This is a genomic window from Rathayibacter sp. AY1B4, assembly GCF_002932815.1.
Lineage (GTDB): Bacteria > Actinomycetota > Actinomycetes > Actinomycetales > Microbacteriaceae > Rathayibacter.
The window spans coordinates 139656-153304 of record NZ_PSWN01000006.1 but is presented as its reverse complement, the minus strand read 5'-3'; the positions used below and the strand labels follow the sequence as shown (position 1 = coordinate 153304).

Sequence of the window (13649 nt, the reverse complement as noted above, 5' to 3'; positions counted from 1 at the left end):
TACGCAGGCGCGGGCCCGCGGTCAGTCCTCTCGGCGGACCAGTCGCGCAACGGCCTCCACGTGGGAGGTGTGCGGGAAGAGGTCGAAGCCCTCGAGGCGCTCCAGCTCGTAGCCGGCCCCGGTCAGGGCGCCCACGTCGCGGGCGAGCGCGACCGGGTCGCAGGCGACGTAGACGAGCTGCGCCGGCCGCAGCTCCGCCAGAGCGTCGGTGACCGCTCGGCCGGCGCCCGAGCGCGGCGGGTCGAGGACCACGGTCGCCGCGCGCCACCGCGCCCGCTCGCGCGCATCGGCCTGGGCGACGACGTCGCGGAGGTAGCGGTCGACGCGGGCGGTCACCGCGCGGGCGCCGACCTGGTCGGCCAGGTTCTCGAGCGCGTGCTCGGTGGCGCGGGAGTCGCTCTCGACGCTGGTCACGCGCACTCCGGCGCCGAGGCGGTCGGCCAGCGCCGCGGCGAGCAGGCCCACCCCGCCGTAGAGGTCGTGGTTGGCGGCCGACGGGTCCGCCGCATCCGCGTCGACGGCGGCCTGCACGGCCTCGAAGAGCGCGGCGGCGGCTCCGCGGTGCACCTGCCAGAAGCCGGTGCGGTCGACCCGGAAGGTGCGGTCGGCGACGAACTCGCTCTGCACCGTGCGGTCGCGGCGGGCGCGCTTGTCGGAGGGGTCGTGCACGAGCACCGCGGCCCCCTCGGACCCGGCCGCGTCGACGAGGTCGACCACCGAGCCGGGAGCGAGGCGCTCGCCGAGCGGTGCGGCCAGGGAGGAGTCGGCGGTCGCGAGGGGCAGCGACTCCACGGTGACGACGTGGTGGCTGCGTGCCGCGTAGGGGCCGACCCGTCCGTCGTCGTCGACGTGGAGGCGGTTCCGCGTGCGCCAGCCGAGGCCGCCGGACGCGTCGTCCCCGCCGATCGGCGAGACCTCCACCTCGACCTCGCGACGGGCGAAGCGGGAGAAGGAGTCGACGAGCACGAGGCGCTTCAGCTCGCGCTGGTAGGCCAGGTCGGCGTGGCCGAGCTCGGCGCCGCCGACGCGCTCCTCCGGGCGGCGGTCGAGGGCGGCCTCGGGCCAGACGTGCTCCACCCGGTGCTCGGACGCCTCGAGCACCTCGAGCGCCTCGGCACGCCAGAAGCTGTCGTGCCGGACCTCGCTGATCCGCGCCCGCACGCGCTCGCCGGGGAGGACGTCCGGGACGAAGACGACGCGGCCCTCGTGCCGGGCGACGAACACGCCGCCGTGGGCGACGTTGCTAATGTCGAGCTCGATCTCGGTCCCGAGTGCGTCGTCGGCCCCGTCGGGGCGGGCGGATGCTCGGGACGGGGTCTGTGCCATCCGTCGAGCATCCCACAGCGTGGGCCCGGCCGCAGGGAGCCCTCGTGCGCCTCTACCTCGCCTCCACCTCCCCCGCGCGCCTCGCGCTGCTGCGGGCCTCCGGGATCGAGCCCGTCGTCGTCCCCTCCGAGGTGGACGAGCCCGCGGCCGTCGCCCGGGCCGAGCAGGAGCGGGGCGCGGCACTGGACGCGGACGCCACCGTCTCGCTGCTCGCCCGCGCCAAGGCGCACGCCGTCCTGCGCCCGGACATCGACGGTCTGGTGCTCGGCGGCGACTCCGCGTTCGTCCTCGACGGGGTCGTCCACGGCAAGCCGCACGAGCCGGAGCGGGCCCGGGAGCGCTGGCGCGCCCAGCGCGGTCGCACCGGCCGCCTCTACTCCGGCCACTGGCTCGTCGACCACCGCGGCGGGAGGATCGTCGCCGAGGCCGGAGCGGTCACCTCCGCCGCCGTCACGTTCGCCGACGACATCGACGACGCCGAGATCGACGCCTACGTCGCCACCGGCGAGCCCCTCGAGGTGGCCGGCGCCTTCACCATCGACGGCCGCGGCGCCGGCTTCATCACCGCGATCGAGGGCGACCCCTCGACGGTGATCGGGATGTCGGTGCCGACCCTCCGCACTCTGGTGCGGAGCCTCGGCGTCGACTGGACCGCGCTCTGGAACCGCTGAGGCCCGTCCCGCCCTTGTGAGGAACCGACGAAGGCCCTCCGCTTCTTTGTGGTGAGCCGCGCCGGGCCGGGCGGAGCCGCCCCCTAGGGTTGGGGACCATGCCGAAGATTACGAAGGTGCTCGTCGCCAACCGGGGCGAGATCGCCGTCCGAGTCATCCGCGCCGCCCGCGACAGCGGGATCGCCTCCGTGGCCGTCTACGCCGACCAGGACCGCGACGCCGTGCACAGCCGCCTCGCCGACGAGGCCTACGCCCTCGGCGGGACGACCAGCGCCGAGACCTACCTCGTCATCGACAAGCTGCTCTCGGTGGCCCGCCGCTCCGGTGCCGACGCCGTGCACCCCGGCTACGGCTTCCTCGCCGAGAACGCCGACTTCGCCCGCGCCGTCATCGACGCCGGCCTGATCTGGATCGGCCCCGGCCCCGAGGCCATCGAGCGCCTCGGCGACAAGGTCTCGGCCCGCCATGTCGCCGAGAAGGTCGGCGCGCCGCTCGCCCCGGGAACCCTCAACCCCGTCTCCGGCGCCGCCGAGGTGCTCGAGTTCGTGGACCAGTACGGCCTCCCCGTCGCGATCAAGGCGGCCTTCGGCGGCGGCGGTCGCGGCCTCAAGGTCGCCCGCGAGCGCGACGAGGTCGAGGAGCTGTTCGCCTCCGCCACGCGCGAGGCCGTCGCCGCCTTCGGCCGCGGCGAGTGCTTCGTCGAGAAGTACCTCGACCAGCCGCGCCACGTCGAGACCCAGTGCCTGGCCGACGCGCACGGCAACGTCGTCGTGGTCTCCACCCGCGACTGCTCCCTCCAGCGCCGCCACCAGAAGCTCGTCGAGGAGGCGCCCGCGCCGTTCCTGACGGACGCGCAGAACACCGAGCTCTACCGCGCCTCGAAGGCGATCCTGCAGGAGGTCGGCTACCTCGGCGCCGGGACCTGCGAGTTCCTGATCGGCAAGGACGGCACGGTGTCCTTCCTCGAGGTGAACACCCGCCTCCAGGTCGAGCACCCCGTGTCGGAGGAGATCACCGGCATCGACCTCGTGCGCGAGCAGTTCCGCCTCGCCGAGGGCGGCGTGCTCGACTACGACGACCCGGCGCCCCGCGGCCACTCCTTCGAGTTCCGCATCAACGGCGAGGACGCGGGCCGCGGCTTCCTCCCCGCTCCGGGCCCGGTGCACGTCTTCAAGGCCCCCGGCGGACCCGGCGTCCGCGTCGACTCCGGCGTCGTCGCCGGGGACGTGATCTCCGGCTCCTTCGACTCGCTCCTCGCGAAGCTGATCGTCACCGGCGACAGCCGCGAGCAGGCGCTGGAGCGCTCGCGCCGCGCCCTCGCCGAGTTCGAGGTCACCGGGCTGCCGACCGTCCTCCCCTTCCACCGCGCGATCGTCGAGGACCCGGCCTTCGCCCCCGAGGGCGGCGCGCCCTTCACGATTTACACCCGCTGGATCGAGACCGAGTTCGAGAACACCATCCCGGCCTGGAGCGGCGAGCCCGGAGCGACCGACGAGCCGGCGGCCCGCCGGAACGTGGTCGTCGAGGTCGACGGGCGCCGCGTCGAGGTCACGCTCCCCGGCGACCTGGTCGGCTCGGGACCCGCCCGCGGGGCCGCTGCCGCCTCCCCGAAGCGCCGCGGCTCCTCCTCCGTCAGCACCGTCACGGGCGACTCCGTCGCCTCGCCCATGCAGGCCACCATCGTCAAGGTCGCCGTCGCCGAGGGCGACACGGTCGTCACCGGCGACCTGGTCGTCGTCCTCGAGGCGATGAAGATGGAGCAGCCGCTCACCGCCCACAAGGACGGCGTCGTGAAGGGCCTCGACGCGACGGCCGGAGCGACCGTCCCCGCGGGACACGTGCTCCTTCAGATCGTCTGAGCCCGTTCCGGGCCGCTCCCCGCGCGGTCCGGCGCGGTCGGCTCCTCGACGTGAGGGGTACCGCCGAGCGGGTCGCATCGCGCTGCCGTCAATCGCTTCGCACGCGATTCCCGGTCGCGCGCTCTGCCGATGAAAGGCCGCTCCCCGCGCGGCCCGGCGCGGTCGGCTCCTCGACGTGAGGGGCACCGCAGAGCGGGTCGCGTCGCGCTGCCGTGAATCGCTTCGCACGCGATTCCCGGTCACGCGCTCTGCCGATGAAGGGCCGCACCCCGCGCGGCCCGGCGGAGGGGCGCGTCAGGTGACGATGTGCATGGCGCGCGCGGCGTCCGAGATCGAGCCGGTGAGGCTCGGGTAGACGGTGAAGGCCCGCGCGACCTGGTCGACGGTCAGGCGGTGCTCCACGGCGAGGGCGAGCGGGAAGATCAGCTCGCTCGCCTTCGGAGCGACGATGACGCCTCCGATGACGGTGCCGGAGCCGGTGCGCGCGAACAGCTTCACGAAGCCGTCGCGGATGCCCATCATCTTCGCCCGCGGGTTCGCGGCGAGCGGGAGCTTGTAGATCTCGCCCTGCGCGATGCCCTCCTCGATCTCGCGCTGGCTCCACCCGACGGTCGCGATCTCGGGCTGCGTGAAGATGTTCGCCGCGACGTTGCGCACCTCGGTCGGGTTCACGGCGTCGCCCATGGCGTGGAACACTCCGGTGCGGCCCTGCATGGCGGCGACGGAGGCGAGCGGGAGGAACGTGGTGCAGTCCCCGGCCGCGTAGATCGAGGGGACGCTGGTGCGGGCGACGCGGTTGACGCGGATGTGCCCCGACTCCGTCAGCTGCACCCCCGCGTCCTCGAGGCCGATGCCCGCCGTGTTCGGCACGGAGCCGACGGCCATCAGGCAGTGCGAGCCCTCGACGACGCGTCCGTCCGAGAGCACGGCCTGCACGCCCTTCTCGGTCCGCTCGACGCGGTCGGCGCGCGACTTCGAGAGCACGACCATGCCGTTGCGCTTGAAGACGTTCTCGATCACCGCGGCCGCGTCGGCGTCCTCGCCGGGCAGCACCTGGTCGCGGGAGGAGATGAGGGTCACGCGGGCGCCGAGCGCACGGTAGGCGGAGGCGAACTCCGCGCCGGTCACGCCGGAGCCCACCACGATCAGGTGCTCGGGGACGGACTTGAGGTTGTAGAGCTGGGTCCAGCTGAGGATGCGCTCGCCGTCGGGAGCCGCGGTCGGGAGCACGCGCGGGCTGGCGCCCACCGAGACCACGATCGTGTCCGCCTCGATGCGGTCGAAGTCCATGCCCTCGCCGCCGGCAGCCGTCGAGACGATCAGGGCGTTCGAGCCGTCCAGGCGCCCGTCCCCCTGGACGATGCGCACGCCGTGGTGCACCAGGTTCGCGCGCATGTCCTCGGACTGCTGGCGCGCGAGGCCGAGCAGGCGCTTGTTCACCGTCGCCAGGTTGACCGCCACGTCCGGGCGCACCGGCTTGTTCTGCTCCGAGCGGGTGAAGAACTGCACGCCCAGGTCGGCGGCCTCGCCGATGGCGTTGGTGGCCTCCGCCGTCGCGATGAGCGACTTCGACGGGACGACGTCGGTGATGACGGCCGAGCCGCCCACTCCGACCCGCTCGACCAGGGTGACCTCGGCGCCGAGCTGCGCTCCCGCGATGGCGGCTTCGTAGCCGCCCGGCCCCCCTCCGAGTACAGCGATCCTCTGCGCGCGCTCGAACTCGTAAGCCATGCTTCCCATTGTCCTCTCTCACTGAGTGTTCGCCCAATCGCGGGGTGTCGGATCGGCCGCGGGAGTCGCCCTCCGCCGCCGTGCAGCCCGTCGGTAGGGTGGGAGGATGTCCGACCAGACCCTGCACCCCCTCGACGCCCCCGACGCCGATCCCTTCGAGATCGCGGCCCGCGCGGCCGCTCAGATCGCCGAGGCGACAGGGGTCGAGAAGCACGACATCGCCCTCACCCTCGGCAGCGGCTGGGGCAAGGCCGCCGACGCGATCGGCGAGACGACCGCGACGGTGGAGGCCACCGAGATCCTCGGCTTCTCCAAGCCGGCCGTGCACGGGCACGGCGGCACCCTGCGCTCCGTCCTGCTCCCCACCGGCAGGCGCGCGCTGATCATCGGCGCCCGCACCCACTACTACGAGGGCTACGGCGTGCGCCGCGTCGCGCACAGCGTCCGCACCGCCGCCGCGACGGGCGCGACGGTGATGATCCTCACCAACGGCGCGGGCGGCATCAAGGAGCACTGGACGCCCGGGACCCCCGTGCTGATCAGCGACCACATCAACCTCACCGCCGACTCGCCGCTCGAGGGCGCGACCTTCGTCGACCTCACCGACCTCTACTCCTCGCGCCTGCGCGACCTCGCCCGGGGGACGCGTCCTGAGCTGGACGAGGGCGTGTACGTGCAGTTCCGCGGGCCGCACTACGAGAGCCCGGCCGAGGTGCAGATGGCGAGGATCATCGGCGGCCACATCGTCGGCATGTCGACCGCCCTCGAGGCCATCGCCGCGCGCGAGGCGGGCATGGAGGTGCTGGGCATGTCGCTCATCACGAACCTCGCCGCCGGCATCCAGAAGACCCCCCTCAGCCACGAGGAGGTGCTCGAGGCCGGCCGCGACGCCGAGGACGACCTCGCCCGCCTGCTCGCCGGGATCACGGGCGCCCTGTGAGCGCCGACGTCCGGGAGCTCGCCGAGGCCTGGCTCGCCCAGGACCCCGACCCGGAGACGCGGGAGGAGCTGGTCGGCCTGCTGACCGCCTCCGACTCGGGCGACGCCTCCGCCCGCGCCGAGCTCGAGGACCGCTTCGGCGCCCGCCTGGCGTTCGGCACCGCGGGCCTGCGCGGCGCCATCGCGGCGGGATCCAACCGGATGAACCGCGTGCTGGTCTCGCAGGCCGCCGTCGGCCTGGCCGACTTCCTGCTGGCGCAGGGCGTCCAGCGGCCCGTGGTCGTGATCGGCTACGACGGCCGGAAGAACTCGCGCGTCTTCGCCGAGGACTCCGCCGCGCTGATGGCGGGCGTCGGCGTGGACGCGGTGCTGCTGCCCCGGCTCCTGCCCACCCCCGTGCTGGCCTTCGCCGTACGCCACCTCGGCGCCGACGCCGGAGTGATGGTCACGGCGAGCCACAACCCGCCGCAGGACAACGGCTACAAGGTGTACCTCGGCGGCGCCGACGAGGGCTCGCAGATCGTCCCGCCGGTCGACTCCGAGATCGCCGAGCGGATCCTCGCGGTCGCGCGAGACCGGCGCGTTCCGGAGCTGCCGCGCGGCGAGTACCGGCTCGCGGACGAGTCCGTGGTCGCCGCCTACATCGAGGCGACGGCCTCCGTCGGCCGCCAGTCCGCTCCGCTGCGCATCGTCTACACGGCGATGCACGGGGTCGGCTGGGAGACGGCGCACCGGGTGCTCTCCGCGGCGGGATTCGACGAGCCGGCCGTCGTGGTCGAGCAGATCGAGCCCGACGCGGCGTTCCCCACCGTCGCGTTCCCCAACCCGGAGGAGGCGGGCGCCCTCGACCTCGCTTTCTCGACCGCGCGCTCCGGTCGCGCGCAGCTGATCGTGGCCAACGACCCGGACGCCGACCGCTTCGCCGCCGCCGTGCCCGACGCCTCCGCCCCGGAGGGCTTCCGGCGCCTCACCGGCAACGAGGTCGGAGCGCTGCTCGGCTGGCGCGCCGCCGAGCAGGCCCGCCGCGAGGGCCGCACCGGAGGAGCGCTCGCCTGCTCGATCGTGTCCTCCCCCGCCCTCGGTGCCGTGGCGGCCGACTACGGCCTCGACTTCGCCGAGACGCTCACGGGCTTCAAGTGGATCTCGCGCGTCCCCGACCTCGTCTTCGGCTACGAGGAGGCGCTCGGCTACCTGGTGAACCCCGGGACGGTCCGCGACAAGGACGGCGTCTCGGCCGCGCTCGCCTTCCTCTCCCTCGCGAGCGCGCTCGCCGCCGAGGAGCGCACGATCGACGACGAGCTGGAGTCGTTCGCCGAGCGGTTCGGGCTCTTCGGATCGGAGCAGATCTCGCTCCGCGTCACCGACCTCTCCGAGATCGGCCGGATCATGGCCGGACTGCGCGCGACGCCTCCGACCGCGATCGGCGGGCTCGCCGTCGAGCGGAGCGAGGACCTGCTCGCCGAGGGCGGCGCGCTGCCCCCGACCGACGCGCTCCGCTTCTCCCTGGACGGTGCCCGTCTCATCGCGCGCCCGAGCGGCACGGAGCCGAAGGTCAAGCTCTACCTCGACGCCTGGTCGCACGACTCCGACGCCGACGCCCGCCGGTCGGCCGTCTCGTCCCGCCTCGCCGCCCTGCGCACCGGCGCCGCGGAGCTCCTCGCCTAGGTCCCCCTCCGGTCAGCGGGGCGCGCGGACACCGATCCGCTCGCCCCGCTTCCAGAGCCACTCCACCGGACCGAGCTCGAACCGGCGCAGCCACAGGTGCGCCGCGAGCACGACGACCGCCGCGATGAGCAGGAACGCTCCGACGGTCGCCGGGACGCGCCACTGTGCGGCGGTCACCGCCAGCCCGAGTCCCCAGCCGTAGAAGAGGGCGCCGCCGAGCAGGTTCTGCAGGAGGTAGGCGCTCAGGGCGACCCGGCCGACCTCCCGCGCCCGGCGTGCCGCCCAGCCCTCGGCGCCCCGGCGGAGGCAGGCCTCGGCGAGGGCCGCGAGCAGGCCGAGCCCGACCAGGGGCGCGACGAGGTAGCGCTCGGCGAGCAGACCGGCGGCGCTCCCCCCGACGCCCAGCGCGAGGTCGACGGGGAGGGCGAGGGCGCCGAGGACCATCAGGCGGCGGCGGAGTGGCGCGCCCTCGGCGGCGAGGACCCCCGCCCGATGGAGGCGCGCGCCGAGGAGGAACATCGCGAGGCTGAGGAGCCCGATGAGCACCGGCTCCGCACGGAAGACGCCCGCGTTCTGCAGCCGGAAGAGGGCGAGGCCGAGGAACGACGCGTCCGCGTAGGGGCTCCGGCCGGTCGGCCCCTGTCCGGCACCGTCCGGGCTCGCCGCCACGAGCGCCACGAGCGCCGAGATCAGGACGACGTGCAGAGCGCCGCAGACGAGGATCACGCGGCGCTGCGTCGTCGGCCGGGTGAGCAGCAGCCAGGCGACGACCGCTCCGGTGACGGCGTATCCCATGAGGACGTCGAACTCCGCGATCAGCACGTAGTTGACCGCGCCGTCCAGGAGGAGGAGCGTCGCGCGCCAGAGGTAGCGGCCCGGCCAGCGCGTCCCGCGCCGGACCGCGGACGCATGCTGGATCGCGAGGCCCACCCCGAAGGCGAGGGAGAGGAGGGCGAGGAACTTGCCCTGCGCCAGCGCCATCAGCAGGAGCTGCGCAGTCCCGGCGGAGGAGGAGGTCTCCGGCGTCACCGGGACGGAGAGCAGTCCGAGCATCCCCCAGGGGTGGGAGAAGATCCAGATGTTCGTGCCGAGGGTCCCGATGATCGCGACACCGCGGACGACGTCCAGGGTCGCGATGCGGCGGCCGGCTCCGGCACGGGGCGGCAATACGGTCGTATTGGTCATGTCCGAGAGCGTAGCCTGCTCGAGCAGTCGAACGAGAGGGACGCCATGCCGGATCGGCGCGAGAGCAGGAGCGACATCCTCTCGGCGGTCGTCGCCGTCCTCTCGACCCGCGGGGCGGAGCACCTCAGCATGCGCACCGTCGCGGCCGAGGCCGGCGTCTCAGTGGGGGCCGTCCAGCACCACTTCCCGACGAAGCAGGCGCTGCTGGCCGGCGCGATGGCCCGGGTCGAGGAGCGCTTCCGCGAGCGGATGCGGAGCCGCCTGGAGGCCGAATCCTCGGCCGAGGTGCGGCTGCGCGTCTTCTGCGACGAGATCGCGTGCGTCGCGGACGAGGACGTCCCCGACGCGATCGTGTGGACCGCCTTCGCCTCCCGCGCCGGCACCGATCCGGAGATCCGCGCGATCCACACCGCCGGCTGGTCGCGCACGGAGGACGTCGTCCTGGAGCTGCTGCGCGCCGCGCATCCCGCGGCGTCGTTCGGCGCCGACGACGCGGCGCTTCTCCTCGCAGTCCTCGACGGCATCGCGGTCTCCCGCGCGGCCGAGCGGCCCGCCCGCCTCGCCCCCGCCCGCGCCCGCCGCCTGATCGGCACCGTCCTCGAGCAGCTCGCCGCCCGCTGACCCCCCGAGGTCCGAGCAGCCGTCCGCGCGGGAACCCGGCTCCCGGCACGCCGCTCCGCGGCCACTCGACCAGCAGGGGCAGGGGCGCCCCCTCCCCGCAAGGTGGAGGGCGCGTCCGAGAATCGCGTGCCAGCGATTCGAGGCAGCCCGACGCGACCCGCTCTTGAGAACGCGCCCCGTCGGGAGGCCGACCGCGCTGAGCCGCGCAGGGAGCGGCTCAGAGTCGAGCACCGCGCGTGGCAGCGATTCGAGGCAGCCCGACGGAATACGCTCTGCGGAACGCACCCCGTCGGGAGGCCGACCGCGCTGAGCCGCGCAGGGAGGGGCTCAGAGTCGAGCTCAGCCCAGCGCCCGCTCGATCTTCTCCGTGATCTCGTTCTGGTCGAGGTAGTTGTCGATGACGACGACCTCGGCGAAGGTGCGGCCGATGCGGTCGACGAGCTCGCCGGAGGTGAGGATGACCTGCGCGTCGGCGGCGAGCGCGTCGACGGAGGCCAGGTCGGAGGCGATCACCTCGGCCTCGAGGTCGAGGGTCTCGAGGGCGCGCTCGGCGCCGAGCTTGAGGATGGCGGAGGTGCCGATTCCGGCGCCGCAGAGGGTGACGATCTTCATGCGCTTCTTCCGTGGTGCGGGTGGTGCGGGGTGCTGTCGGTGAGGACGGCGTTGATGCTGCGGACCGTGCGGGCGGCGGCGAGGGCGCCGACCGCGTCCGGACGGCTGAGCACGTCGGCGAGCCCGGAGACGAAGCCGACGTGTCCGTGCGCCTGGGTGGCGGCGATCCCGATGACGACCGAGACCGGGTCGTTGGTGCTGTGCCCGAAGGCGACGGGCTCGGCCAGCGTGACGACGGAGAGGCCGTCCGCGAGGACGTCGTTGCCGGGCCGGGCGTGCGCGAGGGCGAGCCCGGGCACGATGACGATGTACGGCCCGAGCACGTCGACCTGCTCGACCATGCGCCGGGAGTAGGCTGCGTCCACCGCACCGGTCCGCTCGAGCGCACGGCCCGCCTCGAGGACGGCCTCCCGCCAGGATCCGGCGGAGTGGCGGAGGGCCACCGCCTCCTCGGGGAGCGCGTCGAGCGGCACCGTCAGGCCGCCTCGAAGCCGGCGCTGATCGTCTCGACGAGCTCGCGGCGCTCGTCGAGCGGCAGGAAGGCGGCGTGAGCCGCGTTCAGCTGGAAGGCCTCGAAGTCGTCGAGGTCGTACCCGAACGCGTCGGACAGGAGGGCGAGCTCGCGGCTGAGGGTCGTCGCGCTCATCAGGCGGTTGTCGGTGTTCACCGTGACGCGGAAGCCCAGCTGGTAGAGCAGGTCGAAGGGGTGGTCGGCGAGCTCGGCACCCCACGCCGCGACGGCGCCGGTCTGCAGGTTGGAGGAGGGGCTGAGCTCGAGGGCGATCTCGCGGTCCTTCACCCACTCCGAGAGCTCGCCGAGGGTCACGTAGCTCGCGTCGTCGTCCTGGCGCTCGATGCGGATGTCCTCCGCGATCCGGACGCCGTGGCCCAGGCGCAGCGCGCGGCCGTCGAGCAGGGCCGAGCGGATGCTGTCGAGGCCGTCCGCCTCCCCCGCGTGGACCGTGGTCGGGAAGTGAGCCGCCGCGAGCAGCTCGAAGGCGTGACGGTGCCGCGAGGCGGGGAAGCCCGCCTCGGCTCCGGCGATGTCGAAGCCGATCGCACCGCGCTCGCGGTGGCGCAGCGCCAGCTCGGCGACCTCGAGCGAGCGGTCGGCGTGCCGCATCGCGGTGATCAGCTGGCCGACGCGGATTCTGTGTCCCTGCGCCGCCGCCTCCTGCACGCCCTGCTGCAGCCCCTCCTGGACCGCTTCGACAGCCGCGTCGAGCGAGAGCCCGGCGCGCTGGTGCTGCTCCGGCGCCCAGCGCACCTCGCCGTGCACGACTCCGTCGGCGGCGAGGTCGAGCACGAACTCGCGGGCCACGCGCTCGAGCGCCGGCGCGGTCTGCATCACGGCGACCGTCGTCTCGAAGGTGGCGATGTAGTCGGTGAGGGAGCCGGAGTCGGCCGTGGCACGGAACCACTCGGCGAGCGCGTCCGGCTCCTCGGCCGGGAGCGGTACGCCCGTCTCGCGGGCGATCTCGAGGACCGTCCCGGGCCGCAGTCCTCCGTCGAGGTGGTCGTGCAGCGACACCTTGGGGAGCTCGTCGATGAGGACGCCCTCGCCCGGGAGGAGGTACTCCTCGGTCTGATCGGTCACGGTGCTCCTCGCAGGTCGGCGGTGGTTCGCCGACCACCCTAGAGGGTCGGCGGAAGCGGCTCGCCGGGCGGCGCCTCCTCCGTGCCGGGCGGCGCGGGGCTAGGAGACGCGCTCCGCCACGAGGGGGCCGCCGTCGAGCACCTCGTCGCCCTCGTCGCCGATCCGGTAGGCACCGTCGAGCGCCTCGAGCGCCCGGGCGAAGCGCTCCGGCTCGTCGGCCGACAGCGTGAGCAGGGGCCGGCCCGCGCGGACGCGGTCGCCCGGCTTCGCGTGCAGGTCGATCCCCGCCGCGTGCTGCACCGCGTCGGACTGGCGGGCGCGTCCGGCGCCCAGGCGCCAGGCGGCGATGCCGAACGGCAGCGCCTGCTGCTCCACCAGGACGCCGTCGCGCTCGGCGACCACGACGTGGGTCTCGCGGGCCTCGGGGAGCGCCGCATCCGGATCCCCTCCCTGAGCGCGGATGACCGCGCGCCAGGTGTCCATCGCCGCGCCGCCGTCGAGGGCGCGCTCGACGTCCGCGTCCGGCTGCCCGGCGAGGGCCAGCATCTCGCGGGCCAGGGCCAGCGTCAGCTCCCGGACGTCCGAGGGGCCGCCGCCGGCGAGCACCTCGACCGACTCCCGCACCTCGTTCGCGTTGCCGATGGCCAGACCGAGCGGCACGTTCATGTTGGTCAGCAGCGCGGTGGTCCGCACCCCCGCGTCGTTGCCGAGGTCGACCATCGCCCGCGCCAGCTCCCGCGAGCGCTCGATGTCGACCATGAACGCGCCGGAGCCGAACTTCACGTCGAGCACCAGGGCGTCGGTCCCCTCGGCGATCTTCTTCGACATGATCGAGGACGCGATCAGCGGGATCGCCTCGACGGTCCCGGTGATGTCCCGGAGCGCGTAGAGCTTCTTGTCGGCGGGGGCCAGACCCGAGCCCGCGGCGCAGATCACGCCGCCGACCGTCCGCAGCTGCTCCAGCATCTCCTCGTTGCCGAGGTCGGCCCGCCAGCCCGGGATCGACTCCAGCTTGTCGAGCGTTCCGCCCGTGTGGCCGAGCCCGCGTCCCGAGAGCTGGGGCACCGCCACGCCGAAGGAGGCGACCAGCGGCATCAGCGGCAGCGTGATCTTGTCGCCGACCCCGCCCGTGGAGTGCTTGTCGACCGTGCGCTTGCCGAGTCCGTCGAAGCGCATGCGCTCGCCGCTGGCGATCATGGCCAGGGTGAGGTCGCGGATCTCGTCGCGCTCCATCCCGTTCAGCAGGACCGCCATCGCGAAGGCCGCCATCTGCTCGTCAGCGACGTAGCCGCGGGTGTAGGCGTCGATCAGCCAGTCGATCTGCGCGGTCGAGAGCGTGCCGCGGTCGCGCTTGGTGCGGATGATGTCGACGGCGTCGAAGTCCTCGACGGGGGTGGTGCGGGTCATGCGGAGTCCTCGGTTCGGGAGTGGGAGCGGTGACGG

Annotated in this window: 12 protein-coding genes; 5 read left to right on the top strand and 7 right to left on the bottom strand. The window is 73.9% G+C overall.

The genetic code is table 11. From position 1 onward, the window contains the following. Positions 1-21: 21 nt before the first annotated feature. Positions 22-1326 carry a class I SAM-dependent RNA methyltransferase gene (locus C5D66_RS06135; protein ID WP_146086956.1) on the bottom strand — a complete coding sequence of 435 codons (1305 nt, stop codon included), beginning with the start codon at positions 1324-1326 and terminating at the stop codon, positions 22-24. A 44-nt stretch (positions 1327-1370) separates the two neighbouring features. Between C5D66_RS06135 and C5D66_RS06130 the strand changes: the two genes are divergently transcribed. After that, positions 1371-1997: a nucleoside triphosphate pyrophosphatase gene (locus C5D66_RS06130; RefSeq protein WP_181028717.1), complete on the top strand. Its 627-nt coding sequence runs from the start codon at positions 1371-1373 to the stop codon at positions 1995-1997. A 98-nt stretch (positions 1998-2095) separates the two neighbouring features. Continuing rightward, positions 2096-3856 carry a biotin carboxylase N-terminal domain-containing protein gene (locus C5D66_RS06125; RefSeq protein ID WP_104223170.1) on the top strand — a complete coding sequence of 587 codons (1761 nt, stop codon included), beginning with the start codon at positions 2096-2098 and terminating at the stop codon, positions 3854-3856. A gap of 294 nt (positions 3857-4150) precedes the next feature. On the opposite strand, the gene C5D66_RS06120 is transcribed toward C5D66_RS06125, so the two are convergent. Then, positions 4151-5587 (bottom strand): NAD(P)H-quinone dehydrogenase, encoded by a 1437-nt coding sequence (locus tag C5D66_RS06120; RefSeq protein ID WP_104223171.1) that lies wholly within the window; start codon positions 5585-5587, stop codon positions 4151-4153. Between the two features lie 106 nt (positions 5588-5693). Here C5D66_RS06120 and C5D66_RS06115 point away from each other — a divergent pair, with 106 nt between their 5' ends. Continuing rightward, positions 5694-6527 carry a purine-nucleoside phosphorylase gene (locus C5D66_RS06115; protein WP_104232831.1) on the top strand — a complete coding sequence of 278 codons (834 nt, stop codon included), beginning with the start codon at positions 5694-5696 and terminating at the stop codon, positions 6525-6527. Then, positions 6524-8191, top strand: a complete 1668-nt coding sequence (locus tag C5D66_RS06110; RefSeq protein ID WP_104274217.1) for a phospho-sugar mutase — start codon at positions 6524-6526, stop codon at positions 8189-8191. Before C5D66_RS06115 ends, C5D66_RS06110 begins: the two co-directional genes overlap by 4 nt. A gap of 12 nt (positions 8192-8203) precedes the next feature. Here C5D66_RS06110 and C5D66_RS06105 read toward each other — a convergent pair whose 3' ends face one another. After that, positions 8204-9376: a DUF418 domain-containing protein gene (locus tag C5D66_RS06105; RefSeq protein WP_104256318.1), complete on the bottom strand. Its 1173-nt coding sequence runs from the start codon at positions 9374-9376 to the stop codon at positions 8204-8206. A gap of 45 nt (positions 9377-9421) precedes the next feature. Between C5D66_RS06105 and C5D66_RS06100 the strand changes: the two genes are divergently transcribed. Then, a complete protein-coding gene (locus C5D66_RS06100; RefSeq protein WP_104326817.1) occupies positions 9422-9997 on the top strand; it encodes a TetR/AcrR family transcriptional regulator in 576 nt (191 codons plus the stop codon). A gap of 339 nt (positions 9998-10336) precedes the next feature. Here the strand turns inward: C5D66_RS06100 and C5D66_RS06095 are convergent, their stop codons facing one another. The 4 genes from C5D66_RS06095 to C5D66_RS06080 form a co-directional block, all read right to left on the bottom strand. Next, positions 10337-10609 (bottom strand): PTS sugar transporter subunit IIB, encoded by a 273-nt coding sequence (locus C5D66_RS06095; RefSeq protein WP_104226416.1) that lies wholly within the window; start codon positions 10607-10609, stop codon positions 10337-10339. Further along, entirely contained in the window at positions 10606-11082 is a 477-nt protein-coding gene (locus C5D66_RS06090) for a PTS sugar transporter subunit IIA (RefSeq protein WP_104326816.1), read from the bottom strand. Before C5D66_RS06090 ends, C5D66_RS06095 begins: the two co-directional genes overlap by 4 nt. A gap of 2 nt (positions 11083-11084) precedes the next feature. Beyond that, entirely contained in the window at positions 11085-12206 is a 1122-nt protein-coding gene (locus tag C5D66_RS06085) for an adenosine deaminase (RefSeq protein WP_104255399.1), read from the bottom strand. 99 nt (positions 12207-12305) lie between these two features. Next, complete coding sequence (locus tag C5D66_RS06080) at positions 12306-13613, bottom strand: thymidine phosphorylase (RefSeq protein ID WP_104255400.1); 1308 nt, start codon at positions 13611-13613, stop codon at positions 12306-12308. Positions 13614-13649 lie beyond the last annotated feature (36 nt).